The organism is Thermus sp. FJN-A, assembly GCF_054655095.1.
The window spans coordinates 240431-258811 of sequence record NZ_BAAHSC010000174.1 but is presented as its reverse complement, the minus strand read 5'-3'; the positions used below and the strand labels follow the sequence as shown (position 1 = coordinate 258811).

Here is an 18381-nt window from a genome sequence, read left to right as displayed (position 1 = left end):
GGGGCTTCCCCGCCCGGGTTTGCTGTTGACCCAGGTCATGGCGAGGCCCGGGAGGGGGCGGGCAGACTCAGGGCATGGAGCTGGACGTGCGGACCTTACCCCCGAGGGAGCGGCACCCGAGGATCTTTGGCCTTTTTGATGCCCTGGCGCCGGGCGAGCATTTCGTCCTGGTGAACGACCACGACCCCAAGCCCCTCTACTACCAGCTCATGGCTGAGCGCCCGGGGCAGGTGGACTGGACCTACCTGGAGGAGGGCCCGGAGGTATGGCGGGTGCGGATCGGGAAGAAGTAGTCCGCCCCGAGATGAAGGTGGCGGAGGTCTTGAGGCGCTGGCCCCACCTCCTCGAGGTCCTGGTGGCGGCAAGCCCCGCCTTCCAGAAGCTCAAAAACCCCCTCCTCCGCCGCACCATGCCCAATTTGGTCACCGTGGCCCAGGCGGCGAGGATCGGGGGGCTTACCCCGGAAGAGCTCGTGGCAAGGCTCAACCGGGCCCTAGGGGTGGAGGCGGGGCCCACCGCCCCCGTGGCCGAGGAGAGCCTGGTGGGCACCCCGCCCCCTCCCTGGCTTGCCGCCCCCGTGGGCTTCCACCTGGACGTGCGGCCCATCCTCCAGGCGGGCGGGGAACCCTTCCAGAACATCATGGCCGCCGCCAAGGAGGTAGCCCCGGGAGAGCGGCTCGTGCTGGAGGTGTTCTTTGAGCCCGTGCCCCTCTACCGGGTCCTGGCCAAGCAGGGGTTTTCCGCCTGGTGCGAGCGGGTGGGGGAGCGGCACTACCGGGCCCACTTCTACCGCCAGGAGGCGGGGGAGGGGAGGAAGGGGGAGAGGGGCCATGCCGCCCCCCTCACCGAGGCGGACTGGAAGGACTTCCAGGCCGAGGTCTTCATCGAGGAGAACCTGGAGCCTCCTCTCCCCATGATGCGGGTCCTCGAGGCCCTGGCGGGGCTTCGCCCCGGGGAGAAGCTCCTCGTGCACCACGTGCGGAGGCCCATCCACCTCCTGGCCCGCCTGGAGGAGGAGGGGCACGCCTACGCCCTTAGGGACCTCGGCCCCGGGCAGGTGAAGCTCCTCATCCGCAAGGGAGGCTGATGGGGTTTTGGCACTTCCTCTTCGTGCGGGCGGCCCTCCTCTACCTGGTCTACACGGCGCTTCTCGGCACCCTCTTCTACCTCTTCCCCTCCCTTACGGGGCCTTTCCGCCCAAGCCACGTCCACGCGGGCCTCGTGGGCTTCTTCCTGCAGATGGTCATGGGGGTGGCCTACTGGATGATGCCCAGGCCCGGGGGGCTCCGGCAGGACCGCCTGGAGGGCCTCACCTTCCTCCTGTTGAACGGGGGGCTTCTTTTGCGGCTTCTCCTGGAGCCCTTCCACCTCATGGGGCGGGAGGGGCTTCGCCCCTGGCTTGGGCTTTCCGGGGGGCTTCAGCTTGCCGCCACCCTGGTCTTCGCCTACGCCATGACGAGGCGGGTGGTCACCGCGGATATGCTGAGGAAAATGCGGGAAGAACGGGAAAGGAGGGGTTAGGGGTGGAAGCGCTTTTGGCCGAGGAAACCCTGGTGCTGGACCTGCCCCCTTTGCCCGAGGAGGTCTTCCGGGACCTCCTCGCCTTCGGGGGCTTGCGGGAAGAGGACAAGCGGGCCATGCGCCTGGACGCGGAGAGGCTCCTGGAGGGGGCGGCCTCCTTCGTGGCCAGGGCCTACGACCGCCTAAGCCGCCACCCCGGCACTGCCAGGGCCCTGGGCTGGGAGGGGAGGGTGCCGGAGGGGGAGCTTTACCTCCGGCGGGCCTTCTTCTCCGCCTGGTTCGCCCGCACCCTCGGCGTGGACACCTCGGCGGAGTTCGCCCGGGAGGTGTACCGGGCCGGGCTCTGGCACGGGGGGCTCGGGCCCAAGCGGGCCCACATTCCGCCCGAGTACGTGGGCCTTTCCTTCGCGGCGGTGGGGCAGTACCTGGCGGAAAGGGTGCGGGACGTGCGCCCCTGGCTCGTCTACCTCTCGGCCCAGGAAGAGGTGATGCGGAAGGGGTTTGACGCCGCCCTCGCCCTCGAGGAGGGAGGGGCCGAGGTGCGCTTCCAGGCCTTGGGCCTCGCCCACCCCGCCCAGCCCGAGCCCCTCCCCTTGCGGGCGGAAAGCGTGGGGGAGGCCCTGGAAAAGGTCTTCGCCGTGAACCCTGCCCTCCGGGACCTGGCCTTGGAGGCCTTCCCTTCTGAGGAGGAGGTGGGGCTATGGCTGGAGCCCAAGACCCTCTACCGCCTGAGGCCCCGCTGGGCGGTGCTCCTGGAGGGGCGGGACGTGCGCTACCTGGAGGGCCTCGCCACCCCCCTCAGGCCGGGGGACCGGCTCACCCTCCTCCCCCCGGGGCGCTGAGTACCCCGCCGGGGTACTTGGCCATGACCTGGGTCATGGCCATTTCCGAGGGAGCCGGTCAGGATTAGGGCGTGATCGTCACGGCCCAAAACCGCGCCATCCCCCTCGCCATCCCCGCCGGTTTCTTCTTCCTGGGAGAAGCCTTTTTCCTCGCCTTCGCCCTTCTTTTCGCCCTCTACCCGGAGGCCCTCACCCTCCCCCGGCACCCCTTGGGCCTGGCCATGGCCCACCTCTTCCTCCTGGGCCTGGGCGTGGGGGTCCTCCTTGGGGCCATGCACCAGCTGGTGCCCGTGGTCCTGGAGGTGCCCCTCTTCCGCCCGGAATGGGGCTACCCGGTCATGCTCCTCTGGGCCCTGGGGGTGGGCCTTTTGGCCACGGGCTTTGCCCGGGACCCTTCCCTGGTGCCCTGGGGCGGGGCTTTAGCCCTTTCGGCCCTCCTCTTCTTCGCCTACCACATGCTCCTCACCTTCCTGAAGGCCCCCCGCTGGAACCGGGTGGCCACGGCCTTGGCCTGGGTGGTCTTCTACCTGGTCCTCACGCCCCTCTTGGGCCTCCTGCAGGCCCTTTCCCAGCGCTACGGCTTCTACGACCCGGAGAGGCTCGCCTGGCACCTCCTCTCGGGCCTTGGCGGCATCTTTCTCCTTTCCATCGTGGGGGTGGGGTACAAGCTGGTCTCCATGTTCACCCTCACCCACGGGGTGGACGAGGGGGCCTTGGGGCTTTTCCTGTGGGCCGCCAACCTGGGGATCCTGGGCCTGGCCATGGGGGAAGGGCTCGGCTACCTCCTCCTCCTCCTCGCCTACGCCCTCGCCCTCTACGATGCCCGCCGCATCCTGAAAAACCGCATGAAGCGGGCTTTGGACATCGGGGTGCGGCACTACTTGGCGGGCCTTTTCTTCCTGGGCTTAAGCCTCCTCGCCCTTCCCCTTTCCCCCGGGGTCAGCGCCCTTTGGTTCGCCCTGGGCTTCGTGGGCCTGGTGGTGACGGGGATGCTCTACAAGATCCTGCCCTTTCTGGTCTGGACCCACCGCTACGCCCCCCGGGCGGGCAAGGAAAAGGTGCCCCTCCTCAAGGAGATGCTCCCCGAGGGGGCGGGCTACCTGGCAGGGGGGCTTCTCGCCTTTGGGGCGCTTCTCGCCCCCTTTTCCCCCTGGGCGGCCTGGGCCTACGCCTTGGGCGCCCTTCCCCACCTTTACGCCCTTTGGGAGGTGATGCGGCGATGAGCGAAAGGAACCCTTTGGAGGAACAGGCCTGGAAGCTTTTGGAAAACGTCTACGATCCGGAGCTGGGCCTGGACGTGGTCAACCTGGGGCTCATCTACGAGCTGAAGGTGGAGCCCCCCCGGGCCTACGTGCGCATGACCCTCACCACCCCGGGCTGCCCCCTGCACGACAGCATGGGAGAAGCGGTGCGCCAGGCCCTTTCCCACCTTCCCGGGGTGGAGGAGGTGGCGGTGGACCTCACCTTTGACCCCCCCTGGACCCCGGCCCGGCTCTCCCCGGAGGCCAGGCGGCTTCTCGGCTGGGCCTAGGCCTCCTCTTCCTCCACGAGCCGCAGGAAGGCCGCCACCACCTCGGGGTCAAACTGCCTGCCCGCCTGCTCCCGGAGGTAGGCCAGGGCCTTCTCCCTGGGCCAGGCCTTGCGGTAGGGGCGGTCCGAGGTGAGGGCGTCGTACACGTCCGCCACGGCGAAGATGCGGGCGGAGAGGGGGATCTCCAGCCCCTTTAGCCCCCTTGGGTACCCCGAGCCGTCCCAGCGCTCGTGGTGGGCGTAGGGGATCTCCAGGGCCTTTTTCAGGTAGGGGATCCCGGAGAGCCACTCGTAGGCGTAGGTGGGGTGCTTCTTCATCACCGCCCACTCTTCCTCCGTGAGGGGGCCGGGTTTGCGGAGGATGGCATCGGGGATGGCGATCTTGCCCACGTCGTGGAGGATGGCCCCGCGCCTTACGTGTTCCAGGTCCTCCTCCGGCACCCCCAGGGCCTGGGCCAGGCGCAGGGTGAGGCGGGTGACCCGCTCCGTGTGCCCCCCCGTCTCCTGGTCGCGGAGCTCCACCGCCTTGGCCCAGCCCCAGAGGGTGAGGTCGTAGGCGGCCTCCAGCTCCCGCTGGCTCTTCTGCAGGGCCTGGAAGGTGAGGGCGTTGTCCAGGGCGATGGCGCTCTGCCCCGCCAAGGCCTCCAGGAACTCCTCGTCCTCGGGGGGGAGGTCCCAGGGCCTGCGGGTGAAAAGGGCCAGGACCCCGAGGAGCCGCCCCTTGGCGAAGAGGGGGAAGGCCCGTTCCGCCACCAGCCCCTCCTTCCGGGTGAACTCGGGGTGGGCCCCCGGTTCGCGCTCCAGGTCGGGGGCGTGGACCACCTCCCCCAGGAGGGCGGCGCGGCCCACGTGCCCCTGGCCCAGGGGCACCTCCTGGGGAAGCTCGGGCCTTGGGGTCAGGAAGCCCTGGCTGGCCACGAGCCGGAGGACCCGGATCTTGGGCTCGTAGAGGTAGAGGGCGGCGGCGTCCAAGGGGAGGCGCATCACCTGGGTGAGGAAGATGTCCAGGATGACCTCCAGGTTCAAGGAGGCCAGGATGGCCTGGTCAATGGCCCGCAGGGCTTCCAGGTGCTCCACCCGCCGGGCCAGCTTCTGCCGCAGGCTCGCCCGGCGCACGGCGTTGCCCAGGGTCTCGGCCAGGAGGAGGGCCCGCTCCACCTCCTTCGGGGTGGGGAGGCGGGGGTGGGGCCAGGCCAAAAGGAGGACGCCCACCGCCTCCTGGCCGGCCAGGAGGGGGGCGGCGAGGCCGCTCCAGCCTGTGGGGATGTAGGCCCGGGCCGCCTCCCGGACCCGGGGGTCCTGCTTGAGGTCCGGGCTCACCACCACCTCGCCCCGGAGGGCCCGGCCCGCCAGGCTCTCCTCGTCCAGGCGGGGGGCGGTGGGGATCTCGCTGAACCAGCCGCGGCTGGCCCTGGCCACCAGGCGGGCGGGGGAGGCCTCATAGAGGAGGAGGGCTCCCGCCCCCGCCTCCATGGCGGCCAGGGTGGCCTCCAGGCCGTGCTCCAGTATGCCCTCCAGGTCCTCGGTCTGCCTCAGGGCCAGGGAGACCCGGGCGAAGGCCTCCAGGGCGAGCTCCCGTTCCCGGGCCTCGGTGACGTCCAGGCCCACCCCCAGGATGCCGGGCCTGCCCTGGAGTTCTACCCGGGCGGCGGAGTAGTCCAGCCAGCGCACCTCTCCCTCCTTGGTGAGGATGCGGAAGAGGTAGCGGGCGGGCGGGGCTTCCCCTTGGAGGCGGGCGAGACCCCGCCTGCGCACCTCCTCCCGGTCTAGGGGGTGGACGAACTCCCAGATGGGCCGCGACCGGATCTCCTCCAGGGTATGGCCGGTGAGGCGCAGGACCTCCTCGTTGACGAAGACGAGGCGGGCGCTTTGGGGGTCTTTGGGATCCTCCGCCTGCCACAGGAGGATGAGGGCCGGGGCGGTTTCCGCCAGGGTGCGGAAAAGGGCCTCGGACTCCCGCAAAGCGGCCTCCCGGGCCTTTTCCTGGGTTATGTCCCGCTTGATGGCGATGAAGTGGCGGATTTCCTCCCCCGTGCGCACCGGGGTGATGGTCATGCGCTCGGGGTAGAGGGTGCCGTCCTTGCGGCGGTTGACGATCTCCCCCTCCCACACCCGGCCGGAGAGGATGGTGTCCCAGAGGTTCTGGTAGAAGGCCTGGTCGTGGAGCCCGGACTTGAGGATCCGCGGGTTTTGGCCCAGGGCCTCCTCCGGGGCGTAGCCCGTGAGGCGGGTGAAGGCGGGGTTCACCCAGGTGATACGCCCTTCCCGGTCGGTGAGGACCACCGCCTCGTGGGCTGCCCGCAGGGCCTCCTCCAGGAGCCTGCGGGTGGCCTCGGCTTGGAGCTTTTCCGTGACGTCCAGGGCCACCACCAGGGCCGCGGGCCGGCCCTGGTACTCCAGGGTGTGGGAGTGGATCTCCACCTGGATCTCCCGGCCGTCCTTGAGGCGGTGGGTCCAGGGGCCCGAGACCTGGAGGGGGGGCCTGGGCCCCTTCAGGTTCTCCAGGAGGCGGGGCCGTTCCCCTTCGGGGCGGATCTCCAGGATGGTCATGGAGAGGAACTCCTCCCGGGTGTAGCCGTACTTCCGCACCGCGGCCTCGTTCACCTCCAGGAAGCGGAGGGTCTCCAGGTCGTAGACCCACATGGGCAGGGGGTGGGCCTGGAAGAGGAGGCGGAAGCGTTCCTCCTGGGCGAGTTCCTGGGTCACGTCGTAGGTGTAGCCGGTGAGGAGCCGGGTTTCGGGGTCGTAGGCCACCGTGTCCCTGAGCCAGACCCAGGCCTTCTTTTCCCCGTGAAGGAAGCGGTAGGTGCAGACTTGGACCTCCCCGGGGCGGGTCACAGCCCGGCGCACGGTGTCTTCCACCTTGGCCCGGTCCTCGGGGTGGACCTGGGAGAAGTAGAAGGCCGGGTCCTGCAGGAGGGCCTCCGCCGGGTAGCCCAGAAGCTCCCGCGCCTGCCTGGGGGCGGCGTAGATCAGGGGGGCGTAGGCGGGGTCCTGGCCCTCCTCCACCCGGGCCTGGTACACCTGGCCTGGAAGGGCTTCCACTACGCCCTTCAGGCGGGCCCTTTCCTCTTCCAGCTCCGTTTCGTCCTGCACGTTCAAGACGATGGCCCCTACCGCTTCGTCCTCCAGGAGGTTCCTCCCCCACACCCGCGCCACCCGCACCCGCCCTTGGGCGTCCAGGATGCGCAGACGGTACTCCCGGGTGGCCCCCGGGTGGCGGAGGAGGTCCTCCAGGGCGGCCTCGGCGTAGGTGCGGTCCTCGGGGTGGACGAAGTCCAGGATGAACAAGGCCTCGCGGGTGTAGCCCAGGGGGTCATACCCCAGCACCTGGGCCACGTTGGGGGAGGCGTAGAGCATCTGGCCCTGGGGGCCGAGGAGGTAGATGAGTTCCCGGCCGTTTTCCACCAGGGCGCGGAAGCGCCTCTCCTGCTTCACCCGCTCGCTCACGTCCACCAGGCTCATCTCGTAGGCCACCACCTCCCCCTCCCGGTCCCGCACCGCCCGGGCGTGGACCTGGAGGTAGAGGGCCTGGCCCTGGTCCCGCCTCAGGGCGAGCTGCGTTCCCTGGGGCAGGGGGGAGGCGGCGAGGCTCTCCAGGAAGCCTTCCACCGCTTCGGGCTCCAGGGCGAGGTGGGCCAAGGGGGTGCCCCGGAGGGCCTCCTTGGGGCGGTTCAGGAGGTGGGCGAAGGCCGGGTTGCATTCCAAAATCCGCCCCTCCTGGTCCAGGCGGAGGAAGGCTAAGGGGCTTTGGGCCAGGGCCACCTGGAACCAGCGGACCTCCTCCCGACGCCTCAGGGCCCGCTCCACGGTCTTGCGGAGCTTGGCGAAGTGCTTGGGGTGTTTGAGGACGTAGTCCTCCAGGCCCCGTTCCATGGCCTCGAGGGCCACCTCCTCGGTGGCGGTGATGGTGAAGAAGATGACGGGCACCCCAGGGTGGCGGGCCTTGACCGCTTCCAGGACCTGGAGGCCGTCGCTGAAGCCCAGGTGGTAGTCGGTCACCACCAGGTCAAAGCCCCCCTCCTCCAGGGCCTGCTCCAGCTCGGCGGCGGTCTGGGCCACCCGGACCTCCACCCCCAAGGGGGCGAGGGCCCGGCGGCTAAGAAGAAGGTCGTTGGGGTCGTCCTCCACCAAAAGGAGGGTGGGCATCAGGGGCATTGTACCCCGGGGCGGGCCGCAGCTCCAGGAGGAACTCGCTCCCCTGGCCCGGGGTGCTCCGGGCGTAGACCCGCCCCCCCATCTTCTCCACCGCCCGGCGCACCAGGGCTAGCCCCAGGCCCATCCCCGGGCGGGTGCCCACCCCCTCGAGGCGGACCAAGGGGTGGAAGATGCGCTCCAGGTCCGGCTCGGGGATGCCGGGGCCGTTGTCGGCCACGTGCACCCGCACCCATTCCCCCGCTTCCTCGGCGAAGACGCGCACCTCGGGCTCCCTGTCCGGGGCGCGGAACTTGAAGGCGTTGTCCAGGAGGTTGGCCAGGACCTGGACCAGGGCCTCCTTGTGGCCCAGGACCAGGGGCAGGGGGCCTTCCACCCTCAAAGCCTTTCCCTGGTAGGGGAGGGCGGCCTCCTTCAGGGCTTCCTCCAGGTTCACGGGGGCCAGGGCCAGGTCCTTTTGCGCCAGGCGGGCGTAGTCCAGGAGGGCCTCGGTCCTGCGGTCCAGGGTCTCGGCGGCCCGCTTCAGGGCCTCCAGGTAGTCCTTGGCCTCCGGGGGCAAGGGGAAGTCTTCCAGCAGGGCCTGGGCCAGGCCCTCTATCTGCCGCAAGGGGGCCCGCAGGTCGTGGGCCACCCCCTGGGCGAAGGTCTCCAGGTCCTTCGTGCGCTCCGCCACCCGGGCCTCGAGGGCCAGCTCCAGCTCCTTGCGCTCGGTGACGTCCAGGACCGTGGCCAGGACCAGGGGCTTCCCCTCTATCCGCACGTGGTGGCTCACGAGCCGCACCCAGCGCACGCCCCGGGGCGTCAGGATGCGCACCTCAAACCCGGGCTCCACCGCCTCGCCCCGCTCCAGGGCCTGGCGGCGGGCCAAGGCCCTTTCCCGATCCTCGGGGTGAGCCTTTAGGAGGGCGTCAAGCCCCACCACCTCCTCCCGGCTGAAGCCGGTGAGGCGCAGGAAGGCGGGGTTGGCGTAGACCACCTTCCCCGTGGCCGGGTCGCCCAGGACCAGGCCGGCCTCCATGTTCTCCGCCAGGGCGCGGAAGCGGGCCTCGCTCTCGGCCAGGGCCTCCCTCAGGGCCACCTCCTGGGTCACGTCCCGGGCGCTACCGAAGAGGCTCTGCATCTCGGGGCGGTAGGTGACCCGGTCCTCCAGCCAGACGAAGCGCCCGTCCGGGCGGCCGAAGCGGTAGAGGCGGACCGCTTGGCCCTCCTCCAGGGCCTTCGCCGTGCTGGCGGCCACCTGGGGGCGGTCCTCGGGGTGGAGGCGCTCCCACCAGAGGCCGGGGTCGGCCAGGAAGGCCCGCGGGGGGTAGCCGAGGAGGTCCTCCACCTGGGGGGAGACGTAGACCAGGTGGCTCTTCAGCGGGTCGGCCGAGACCGCCACCTGGTAGACTACCTCCTGGAGGTTCTCCAGGAGCGCCTGGAGCCTGGCCGTCTGCTGCCGCAGGGTGTCCTCGGCCCGGAGGAGGGGGGTGAGGTCGCGGAGAAAGCTCACCACCAGCCGGCCTCCGTCCAGCCTGCGCCGCAGGCAGAGGAGGACCCGGCCGTTTTTCAGGGGCACCCGCGCCTCCCCCTCCCCCAGGGCCAGGAAGCGCTCCGGGTCCAGAAGTTGCTCCAGGACCGCCTCGCGCCCGGCCCCCTCCGGCAGGTCCAGCAGGCGGTAGAAGGCCCGGTTGGCGAAGACCCGGTGGCCCAGGGCATCCTCGGCCAGGATGCCCTCCTCCCCCCCTTCCAGGAGGGCTTCCTGCAGGAGGGCCCGGGCTTTGAGCTCCGCCTGGGCCAGGGCCAGGGCGGCCACGGTCTGGTCCAGGGCCTGGCCGAAGCGGGCCAGCTCGTCCTCGCCCTGAAGCCCGGTCCGCGCGGAGAGGTCCCCCCGCCCCAGCCGCTCCACCGCCTCCATGAGCGCCCGCATGCGGGCCAGAACCCCCCGCTCCAGGAGGAGGCCCGCCAGGAGGAAGAGGAAGAAGAAGGCGGTGAGGAGGAGGGCGAGGCTTTGCCAGAGGTGGGCCTTGGCCTGGGCGTGGGCGAGGGAGAGGGGAAAGCCCAGCCTGAGCTGGCCGATCTCCATGCCGCTGGCCGTGAGCGGCAGGAGGGCGTAAAGCCGCTCCTCCTGGTCCAGGCCCCGGAGGCGCGCCACCCCGGTGCGGCCCAGGGCGGGGTCCTGGTAGACCTGCGCCCCCCGCCAGGCCGTGCCCTCCAGGCTCCGGAAGAGCACCCGCCCCTCCCGGTCCACCACGGTGAGGACCCCTCCCGCGGGCAGGGGGAGGCTTCGGGCCAGGCGGTCCAGGGCCTCGAGGTCCCAGGAGGCGAAGACGACCTGGTCCCCCAGCCTGCGCGCCAGGACCAGGACCGGCCGGCCCACGATGCCCCCCAGGGTGTAGCCGCTTGCCGCCTGGCCCCGGGCCAGGGCCTCCGGGTACCAAGAGGCCCAGGGCTTGACCGGGGAGGACAGGGGGACGGCGCTGCAGCGGATGAGGCCGTCCGCGTCCACCCGGCCCAGGTTGGCGAGGTCGGGGAAGGCGGGGAGGAGGCGGGCGAGAAAGGCCGAGCAGGTGGCCGGGTCTCCCCGGACCTCGGGGGCGGCGGCGGCGCTTTCCAGGGCGGTAAACCCCCGCTCTAGCACCTCCTCCACCGCTCCCCGGGCCAGGGTGGCCAGGCGCCTGACCTCCTCCTTGGCCCGGGCCTCCTCCTCGCGGAAGTCGCGGTACGCTCCCCAGGCGAGGACCAGGAGGGCGGGCAGGAAGGCCAGGAGAAGGGTGAGGAAGAGGCGCTTACGCATGGAGGGCGAGGAGGGCGTCCACCACCTGGGGGTCAAACTGCCGGCCCCTCTGGGCCCGGATCTCGTCCAGGACCTTTGCCAAAGGCCAAGGGGGTTTGTAGGGCCGCTCCGACAGGAGGGCATCCATCACGTCCACCACCCCTACGATACGGGCCTCGAGGGGGATGGCCTCCCCCTTGAGCCCGTCCGGGTACCCGGTGCCGTCCCAGCGCTCGTGGTGGCTCCGGGCGATGCGCTCGGCCATCTGGGTGAGGGGCGATCGGCCCCCGGCCAGGAGCCTGGCCCCGATCAGGGTGTGGGTCTTGACCACCTCGTACTCCTCGGGGGTGAGGGGTCCGGGCTTGCGCAGGATGGCGTCCGGGATGCCGATCTTGCCCAGGTCGTGGAGGGGAGCGGTCTTGTGGAGGCGCTCGGTAAAGCCCGGGTCCAGCCCCAGGGCTTCGGCCAGCCGCCTGGCCCACTCCGCCACCCGTTTCACGTGCTCCCCGGTTTCGTCGTCCCGGTACTCCGCCGCCCGGGCCAGGCGCCACAGGACCTCCTCCTGGGCGAGGAGGAGGTCTTGGGTTCGCTCCCGGACCCTGGCCTCCAGGACCTCGTTCTGCCGGGCCAGGGCCTGGTGCAAGGCCCGCATCTCCAGGAGGTTGCGGGCGCGCAGCCGCACCTCGAGGGGGTCCAGGGGCTTGGTGAGGAAGTCCGTGGCCCCCAGGTCCAGGGCCCGCAGCCGGGCCTCCCGGCTCACGTCGGCGGTGAGGACCACCACGGGCAGGAAGCCGGGCACGCGTTCCCGGATGAGGCGGAGGACCTGGTAGCCGTCCAGGTGAGGCATCATCAGGTCCAGGAAGACCAGGTCCGGCTGAAAGCGCTCCAGGGCCTCCTCCACCTCCCGGGGGTCCGTCAGGCCCAGGGTCTCGGCCTCGCCCTCCAGGAGCTTCTCCAGGAGGCGCACGTTCAGAACCTCGTCGTCTAGGATGAGCACCTTAGGCATCTTCGCCACCTACCTTGGCCAGAAGTTGGTAAAGCTCCCGGAGGTCCAGGGGCTTGGTGAGGAAGGCCAGGGCCCCCTTTTGCAACAGGCGCTCCCGGGTGCCCGGGCTGGCCTCGGCGGTGAGGATGACCACGGGGGTTTCCGCGGTTTTGGGGTCCGCCTTGAGCCGGGCGAGCACCTCCTCCCCCGGGAGGTCGGGGAGCTGCAGGTCCAAGAGGATGAGGTCGGGCTTCTGGGCCCAGGCCAGCTCCAGGCCCAGGCTTCCCTGCATGGCCACCAGGAGCCTGACCCCGGGCATTCGGGCCAAGGCCTTTTCCAGAAGGCGCAGGTTGGAGAGGTTGTCCTCCACGTAGAGGAGGGTGAGGGGGCGGGTGGGCAAGGGGGCTTCGACCGGGGGGTGGGGCGGGGGGGAAGGGGCCTCCTTGGGCGCGGCGGGGGCGAGCTCCAGGAAGAAGGTGGTGCCCTGGCCCGGGGTGCTTTCCGCCCAGAGCCTGCCCCCCATGGCCTGGGCCAGCTGGAGGGAGAGGGCCAGGCCCAGCCCCGCCCCCTCTCCCTCCCGGCCCAGGCGCTCAAAGGGCCGAAAGAGGCGGCTTAGCTCCTCCGGGGTCAGGCCCGCGCCCGTGTCCCGCACCCCGATCCGCACCCACTCCCCTTCCGGGGCGCAGAAGGGGTAGACCTCCCCCTCCTGGCGGTTGTACTTCACGGCGTTGGCGAGGAGGTTGAGGAGGATCTGCTTCAGCCGTTGCTGGTCGGCGAGGGCGTACACCCCTTGGCACCCGGCGGGGGGGTAGAGCCGCACGCCCCGCTCCCGGGCCAGGGGGGCCACCAGCTCGGCCGTCTCCTTGAGGACCCCCTCCAGGTCCACGGGCTCCAGGGAGAGGGGAAGCCGCCCCGCCTCCAGGCGGGCCAGGTCCAGCACCTCGTTGATGAGGTCCAGGAGGTGGCGCCCCGCCTTCAGGATGTAGCGCACGTTCTCCCGCTGGCTTTCCGGCAGGTCCTCCATCTCCAAAAGCTGGGCGAACCCCAGGATGGCGTTCAAAGGGGTGCGGAGCTCATGGCTCATGCGGGAGAGGAACTCCGCCCGGGTGCGGGCGTGCGCCTCGGCCCGGGCCTGTTCCTTTTGGGCCTCGAGGAGGGCCTTCTCCGCGGTGATGTCCAGCATCACCCCCACGAGGCCGTGGTCCACCCGGCGGGCCAGGTCCCGCACCCAGACGTAGCCCCCGTCGGCCCGGCGCAGGCGGTACTCCAGGCGGATCTCCTGGCCTTCCCGGAAGGCATCCTCCACCCGCGGGCGGTCTTCCGGGTGGACCAAATCCCGGAAGAAGGCGGGCGTCCAGAGGTGGGCGGGGTAGCCGGTGAGGGCTTCCACCCCGGGGCTCGCGTACAGGCGGCCCTGGGCGTCCAGCCACCAGAGGGCGGCGGGGATGGCCTCCACCAGCCCCTGGAACCTCCGCTCGGCCTGGGCCTGGCCTCGCAGGGTGGCCTCGAGGCGGCGGGCCAGGGCGTAGACCAGAAGGCTGGAGAGGAGGACGAAGGCCAACCCCTTCCCCGTCTGCCACCGGGTGAGGGCGTGGGGGTCTGCCAGGAAGAGGAGAAGGAGCCGGTCGCTGACCAGGATCCAGGCCAGGGAGAAGAGGGCGTAGACGAGGGCAATTTTCCAGGCGCCGTTTAGCCCCATGGGCCTCCCCTCATTCTAGGGGGCGGGAGGGCCCAGGAGGTGCCCTTGGCCCAGGCGGAAGCCCAGGTCCCTCAGGTAGGCCAGGGTGGCCTCGTCCTCAATGCCCTCCGCGATGGCCTCCAGGCCCAGGGCCTGGGCCAGGGCGAGGAGGGCGGCCACCAGCCGGGCAGGGGGGGTGTCGGGCCTGGGGGGGTTCCCCAGGGCCCGGGTGAAGGCCTGGCCCAGCTTGAGCCCGTCCACGGGGAGGGAGGCCAGGCGTTCCAGGCTGGAGTAGCCGCTGCCAAAGTCGTCCAGGTAGACGCGCACCCCCAGGGCTCGGAGGATGCGGAGGCTTTCGCTGGCCTCCCGCCCCCGTTCGTCGGGGATGAGGGTGGTTTCCGTGACCTCCAGGACCAGGCCTTCCGGGGGGCAGTCCGTTTCCTCCAGGATGGCCGCCACCCGGGCGGGGTAGCCGGGGTCCAGGAGTTCCTGGGGGCTCACGTTCACGTGCACGGGCAGGCCCAGGCCCTTCCGCTCCCGGCAGGCGCGCCGGAGGACCCAGGCCCCCAGCTCCCCCATGAGGTGGTGCCGCTCCGCCAAGGGGATGAGGACCGAGGGCGGGGCGGCTTCCCAGCGCAGGAGGGCCTCCTTGGCCACCTCCTGGCCCGTGCGCAGGTCCACGATGGGCTGGTAGGCCAGGCGGAGGCCCTCCCCCCGCCTCAGGGCCTCCGCCAGGGCCTCCAGGAGGGCCATCTCCTGGCGCAGGCCCTCCTGGAGGTGGGCCTCGTAGAAGGCCAGGCGGTTCTTCCCCTCACCCTTGGCCCGGTACAGGGCCAGGTCGGCCCGGCGCAGGAGCTCCCCGGGGGAAAGCCCCTCTTCCCCCAGGGCCAGGCCGATGGAGACGGTGAGGTGGTAGGTGCGTTCCCGCACGGGGATGGGCAGGCGCACCACCTGGAGGAGCCTTTCCGCCACCCCCACCGCCTCCTCGGGGCCCCGGATCCCGGTGAGGAGCACCAAGAACTCGTCCCCGCCTTGGCGGGCCACCAGGTCCCGGGGGCGGAGGGCGGCCCGGAGCCGCGCGGCCACCACCCGGATGGCCTCGTCCCCGGCGGCGTGGCCGTCCAGGTCGTTCACCAGCTTGAGGCCGTCCAGGTCCAGGTAGAGGACGGCCAGGTGGGAGGCCTCCTCCCTCAGGGCCTGGGCCAGCTTCTCCAGGAAGAAGAGGCGGTTGGGCAGGCCCGTGAGGGGGTCGTGGTAGGCCAGGTACTGCAGGCGGCCCTCCAGCTCCATCCGCCGCAGGAGGAGGCCGAGCTGGCTGGCGAAGGCCTGGGCCAGCTCCGCGTCCAGGGGGGTGAAGGCGTCCTCTCGCTGGAAGTTGTCCAGATACAGGAAGGCCTTCCGCTCCCCGGAGAGGTAAACGGGCACGGAGAGGATGGCCCGGATCTCCCGCGTCCTCCCCTCCTTCTCCATCACCTCCCGGCGCTTGGGGTCAAGCCTCCGGTTGAAGCGTTCCAGGTCCTTTCCGGAAAAGATCTGGGCCTCGCTGTGGCCGGTGAGGGCCAGGGGTTCGCTGGGGTGGAGGCGGACCTGGCGCAGGGCCTCCAGGTTGTAGCCCCTGGCCGCCACGAAGTGGTAGTACCCGTCCTCCATGAGCACGGTGACGCTCCCCGCCTGGGCGCTCGGGATGGTGTCCAGGGCCGCCTCCAGGATCAGGCCGAAGATGGAGTCGGAGAGGCCCTCGGCCATGAGGGTCTCGTAGACCCGGAGGAGGTTGCGGCGGAAGGCGCTCCAGCGGGCCTCGCGCTCCTCGGCCTGGAGGCGCTCCCTTAGGTCCACCCCCAGGGCCAGCACCTCCAGGGCCTCGCCCCCCGGCCCCGGGACCGCCAGGAGGGTCCACTCCGCCTGGGGAAGGGGGAGGGTTTGGGGGCGGCCCGGGTGGGCCAGGGCCTGGGCGAGGGGAAGGGGCGGGGGCTGGGGAAAGGCCCTTTGGAAGGCGGGGTTGGCCCAGAGGAGCCTCCCCTTGGGGTCCAGGCGGGCCAGGTAGAAGGGGGAGAGGTTTAGGAGGGTTGCCAGCCAGCGGTGGCGGGCGAAGAGGTCCAGGGTGCGGGCCACCGCCTCGGCCACCGTGCGGAGGAGGGCCTCCTCCTCCCGGGTGAAGGCCCTGGCCCGCCGGCAGTCGTCCACCCCCAGGAAGCCCCACAGGGCCCCGTCCACCCGCACGGGCACCACCAGGAGGCTTTGGATCTCCTGGGCCTCCAGGAGGGGCCGCTCCGCCTCGGGGAAGGTGGCCACGGGGCCGGCGATGGCCCGGTCCTCCAGGAAGGCGGCAAGCCAGCGCCCATACCCCGCCGCCTCCATGGGCAGGTCCTGCAGGGTGGGGTTGCGGAGCTGGGGGGTGGCCTCCGGGCCCGCCCACTCGGCGAGCTGGCTGGTGTACCAGGTGCCCTCCCGCTCCTCCAGGCGGAAGAGGTAGGCGCGGTGGGCCTGTAAAGCCCTCCCCAGGGCGCTTAGGGCTTCCGGTAGGCCCTCGAGGCCCCGCCGCAAAAGGGGAAGGAGGGCTTGGGCGATGCGGGCCACCTGCACTCCGTCCATAACCGGACCCCCTATAGCCTACACCCTAGGGCGAGGAAGGGTGTCCCGGTTCACACCAGGACGGTGAGCCCCTGGGCCTTGGCCCGGTACATGCGGGTGTCGGCGGCGGAGAGGAGGGCGTCCGCGGTCCTGCCGTCCTCGGGGAAGCTGGCCACCCCGATGTTCACCCCCAGGCAGAACCCGTCAAAGCAGAGGGCCTCTATGGCCCGGGCGTAGCGGAGCACGGCCTTTAGGGCCCCCTCCTTGCCCGTGTGGGGGAAGAGGGCAGCGAACTCGTCCCCGCCCCAGCGGAAGATCCGGTCCCCGTTGCGCCGCTCCTGGGACAGGGCCTCGGCCACCCGCATGAGGGCGAGGTCGCCCACCGCGTGGCCCAGGCGGTCGTTCACCTGCTTGAAGCCCTTGAGGTCCAAAACGGCCAAGGAGAGGGGGTAGCCATAGCGCTCCGCCCGCCTGAGCTCCTCCAGGAAGGCCCGGTCAAAGGCCCGGCGGTTGGGCAGGCCCGTGAGGGGGTCGGTGAGGGCGGCCTCCTCCAGGAGCTTCCGGGTGCGGCTTTCGTGGAGGAGGGTGGCGAGGGGGGCGGCGAAGAAGCGGGCCACGCCCAAGGAGTCCTCCCCGAAGGCCCGGGGGTCGTGGAGGTTTTCCAGGTTGAGGTAGGCCAGGACCTCCCCCTTGTAGGGGATGGGCAGGCAGAGGTTGGCCTGGATTTCCCCCACCCTGCCCGCGGTGTCCATGACCTCCGGGGGGGCGGTCTGGTGGCTGATCTCCGCCAGGGGGCGCTCCTCCCGGCTAAGGGTCCGGGGTTCGCCCCGGCGCGCCTTGGCCTCCCCTTCCCCGTACCACAGGGCCATGGCCTCGGGGGCGAAGGCCACCGCCTTAAGCCCCTCCAGGTCGTACCCTACTGCCGCCCGGTAGCGGTAGGCCCCCTCTTCCAGCACCAGGAGGCTACCGGCCTCGGCGCCCGGCACCTGCCGGATGGCCTCCTCCAGCACCTCTTGGTAGAGGTCTTCCAGGGGTTTTTCCAAAAACTCCAGGAAGAGCCGGTTCACCGCCTGGTGCCGCGCTTGTTCCGTGAGGCGCTCTAGGCCCAGGCCCAGGGCGCGGCACGCGAGGAGGAGGAGCTCGGTTTCCGCCGGGCGCCAAAGCCTTTCCTCCCGCTGGCCCAAGACCAGCACCCGGCGGCTTCGGGGGGCGCCTGGGGAGGGCACGGGGAGGGCGGCGAAGGTGTGCCAGTCCAGGGCCTGCAGGGCGGGGACTACCCGGGTTGCCCCCGCATACTGGGCGGTGAAGACCGGGCTTAGGGTCTCGTAAACCTGCCAGGCGAGGCCCACCCCGTAGGGGAGGCCCTCTTGCAGCACCTGGAGGAGGCTTTCCTCACGGACGCCCACGTGGGCCAGGCTCGCCATCCGCCCACCCCGGGCCTCCCAGAAGGCCCCCGCCTCCAGGCCCAGGGTATCCACCAGGAGCCTGAGGGCCTTCTCCCCCGCCTCCTCGAGGGAGGTGGCGCTCACAAGCCGCTCGGAGAGGGTGGAAAGGAGGCGCCGCTCCAGGAGGTCGGCGAGGCGGTCCAGCTGGAGGCTTACCGCCTGGGCAAAGCGGATGAGGCTCTCCACCTCCTCCGGGGAGAAGGGCCAGGGGCGTTCCAGGTTGAGGACGGCCACGGGCCGCCCCCTTTCCAGGAGGGGCAGGGCCAGCTCCGCGAGGGTGGGGAGGGAAGGGGCGGGGATGTACCCGGGCTCGCGGCGCACGTCGGGCACGTGGACGGGGCGCCCTTCCCGGAAGGCCCGCCCCACGATCCCCGTGTCGGGGATCTCTTCCAGGTCCAGGGGAGGGGTGGCGGCCAGGCGCCGGAAGCCCCCCTTCCGGGGAAGCCACACCCCCACGTGCCCTCCTTGGCCCAGGGCGGCCAGGTGGTGGGGGAGGCGGGAGAGGAGGTCCTCCAGGGTCTCCGCCTGGGGGAGGGCCTCGAGGGCTTGGGTGAGGAGCTGGTGCACCCGGGCCAGGGTCTTGGCCCGGTGGTGGGCCCGCCGGAGGCTCGCCCCCACCTGGTGGGCGAGGAGGGCGGAGAGGAGGAGGAGGCCCAGGGCCACCAGGTCAAAGCCCGGAAAGGAGAGGAGGAGGCCGGTGCCCAGGAGCACGGCCAAAAGCCCCCAACCCAGCCCGTAAGCGCTCGCCAGGATGGCCACCGCCACCATGAGCCAGGGGAGGATGTAGGGGTCGGCATACCCCAGGAGGCCCGAGAGGAGGGCTAAGAGGAAAGAGGCCAAGGCGATGGCCAGGTAGGCGGGCGTCATGTTTGGCCCATGCTACCCCACGCCCTCCGCCC

General features: G+C 71.2%; 12 protein-coding genes. 6 read left to right on the top strand and 6 right to left on the bottom strand.

Features of this window, described 5'->3' with window-relative positions; translation table 11 throughout:
• The first annotated feature begins 74 nt into the window (after nucleotides 1–74).
• The 6 genes from ACYQ0J_RS06835 (at nucleotide 75) to ACYQ0J_RS06810 (ending at nucleotide 3894) form a co-directional block, all read left to right on the top strand.
• The gene (locus tag ACYQ0J_RS06835) at nucleotides 75–293 is read left to right on the top strand and encodes a DUF2249 domain-containing protein (RefSeq protein ID WP_460171418.1); all 219 of its coding nucleotides are present in this window, start codon (nucleotides 75–77) and stop codon (nucleotides 291–293) included.
• Nucleotides 266–1087, top strand: coding sequence for a DUF2249 domain-containing protein (locus ACYQ0J_RS06830; protein WP_460171417.1), 822 nt, complete (start codon nucleotides 266–268; stop codon nucleotides 1085–1087). Before ACYQ0J_RS06835 ends, ACYQ0J_RS06830 begins: the two co-directional genes overlap by 28 nt.
• Nucleotides 1087–1521: a hypothetical protein gene (locus ACYQ0J_RS06825; protein WP_460171416.1), complete on the top strand. Its 435-nt coding sequence runs from the start codon at nucleotides 1087–1089 to the stop codon at nucleotides 1519–1521. The genes ACYQ0J_RS06830 and ACYQ0J_RS06825 overlap by 1 nt, the downstream gene beginning before the upstream one ends.
• Before the next feature lie 2 nt (nucleotides 1522–1523).
• Nucleotides 1524–2363 carry a protoglobin domain-containing protein gene (locus ACYQ0J_RS06820; RefSeq protein ID WP_460171415.1) on the top strand — a complete coding sequence of 280 codons (840 nt, stop codon included), beginning with the start codon at nucleotides 1524–1526 and terminating at the stop codon, nucleotides 2361–2363.
• A 71-nt stretch (nucleotides 2364–2434) separates the two neighbouring features.
• Entirely contained in the window at nucleotides 2435–3586 is a 1152-nt protein-coding gene (locus ACYQ0J_RS06815) for a hypothetical protein (RefSeq protein ID WP_460171414.1), read from the top strand.
• Nucleotides 3583–3894 carry a metal-sulfur cluster assembly factor gene (locus ACYQ0J_RS06810; protein ID WP_460171413.1) on the top strand — a complete coding sequence of 104 codons (312 nt, stop codon included), beginning with the start codon at nucleotides 3583–3585 and terminating at the stop codon, nucleotides 3892–3894. Before ACYQ0J_RS06815 ends, ACYQ0J_RS06810 begins: the two co-directional genes overlap by 4 nt.
• Here ACYQ0J_RS06810 and ACYQ0J_RS06805 read toward each other — a convergent pair.
• Genes ACYQ0J_RS06805 through ACYQ0J_RS06780 form a run of 6 tightly spaced genes read right to left on the bottom strand, consistent with a single transcriptional unit; the run spans nucleotide 3891 to nucleotide 18349 of the window.
• The gene (locus ACYQ0J_RS06805; protein WP_460171412.1) at nucleotides 3891–8042 is read right to left on the bottom strand and encodes a PAS domain S-box protein; all 4152 of its coding nucleotides are present in this window, start codon (nucleotides 8040–8042) and stop codon (nucleotides 3891–3893) included. The genes ACYQ0J_RS06810 and ACYQ0J_RS06805 overlap by 4 nt on opposite strands.
• Nucleotides 7993–10824 carry a PAS domain S-box protein gene (locus ACYQ0J_RS06800; RefSeq protein WP_460171411.1) on the bottom strand — a complete coding sequence of 944 codons (2832 nt, stop codon included), beginning with the start codon at nucleotides 10822–10824 and terminating at the stop codon, nucleotides 7993–7995. The genes ACYQ0J_RS06805 and ACYQ0J_RS06800 overlap by 50 nt, the downstream gene beginning before the upstream one ends.
• Nucleotides 10817–11809 carry an HD-GYP domain-containing protein gene (locus ACYQ0J_RS06795; protein ID WP_460171410.1) on the bottom strand — a complete coding sequence of 331 codons (993 nt, stop codon included), beginning with the start codon at nucleotides 11807–11809 and terminating at the stop codon, nucleotides 10817–10819. Before ACYQ0J_RS06795 ends, ACYQ0J_RS06800 begins: the two co-directional genes overlap by 8 nt.
• Nucleotides 11802–13487 (bottom strand): ATP-binding protein, encoded by a 1686-nt coding sequence (locus ACYQ0J_RS06790; RefSeq protein WP_460171409.1) that lies wholly within the window; start codon nucleotides 13485–13487, stop codon nucleotides 11802–11804. The genes ACYQ0J_RS06795 and ACYQ0J_RS06790 overlap by 8 nt, the downstream gene beginning before the upstream one ends.
• 15 nt (nucleotides 13488–13502) lie before the next feature.
• Nucleotides 13503–16058 carry a bifunctional diguanylate cyclase/phosphodiesterase gene (locus tag ACYQ0J_RS06785; protein ID WP_460171408.1) on the bottom strand — a complete coding sequence of 852 codons (2556 nt, stop codon included), beginning with the start codon at nucleotides 16056–16058 and terminating at the stop codon, nucleotides 13503–13505.
• 50 nt (nucleotides 16059–16108) lie between these two features.
• Nucleotides 16109–18349, bottom strand: coding sequence for a diguanylate cyclase (locus tag ACYQ0J_RS06780; RefSeq protein WP_460171407.1), 2241 nt, complete (start codon nucleotides 18347–18349; stop codon nucleotides 16109–16111).
• Nucleotides 18350–18381: the final 32 nt, after the last annotated feature.

Bases quoted from the DNA above. Each gene is read 5' to 3' on its own strand.
- ACYQ0J_RS06835 (WP_460171418.1), top strand. From the start codon at position 75: ATGGAGCTGGACGTGCGGACCTTACCCCCGAGGGAGCGGCACCCGAGG.
- ACYQ0J_RS06830 (WP_460171417.1), top strand. From the start codon at position 266: ATGGCGGGTGCGGATCGGGAAGAAGTAGTCCGCCCCGAGATGAAGGTG.
- ACYQ0J_RS06825 (WP_460171416.1), top strand. From the start codon at position 1,087: ATGGGGTTTTGGCACTTCCTCTTCGTGCGGGCGGCCCTCCTCTACCTG.
- ACYQ0J_RS06810 (WP_460171413.1), top strand. From the start codon at position 3,583: ATGAGCGAAAGGAACCCTTTGGAGGAACAGGCCTGGAAGCTTTTGGAA.
- ACYQ0J_RS06805 (WP_460171412.1), bottom strand. From the start codon at position 8,042: ATGCCCACCCTCCTTTTGGTGGAGGACGACCCCAACGACCTTCTTCTT.
- ACYQ0J_RS06800 (WP_460171411.1), bottom strand. From the start codon at position 10,824: ATGCGTAAGCGCCTCTTCCTCACCCTTCTCCTGGCCTTCCTGCCCGCC.
- ACYQ0J_RS06795 (WP_460171410.1), bottom strand. From the start codon at position 11,809: ATGCCTAAGGTGCTCATCCTAGACGACGAGGTTCTGAACGTGCGCCTC.
- ACYQ0J_RS06790 (WP_460171409.1), bottom strand. From the start codon at position 13,487: ATGGGGCTAAACGGCGCCTGGAAAATTGCCCTCGTCTACGCCCTCTTC.
- ACYQ0J_RS06785 (WP_460171408.1), bottom strand. From the start codon at position 16,058: ATGGACGGAGTGCAGGTGGCCCGCATCGCCCAAGCCCTCCTTCCCCTT.
- ACYQ0J_RS06780 (WP_460171407.1), bottom strand. From the start codon at position 18,349: ATGACGCCCGCCTACCTGGCCATCGCCTTGGCCTCTTTCCTCTTAGCC.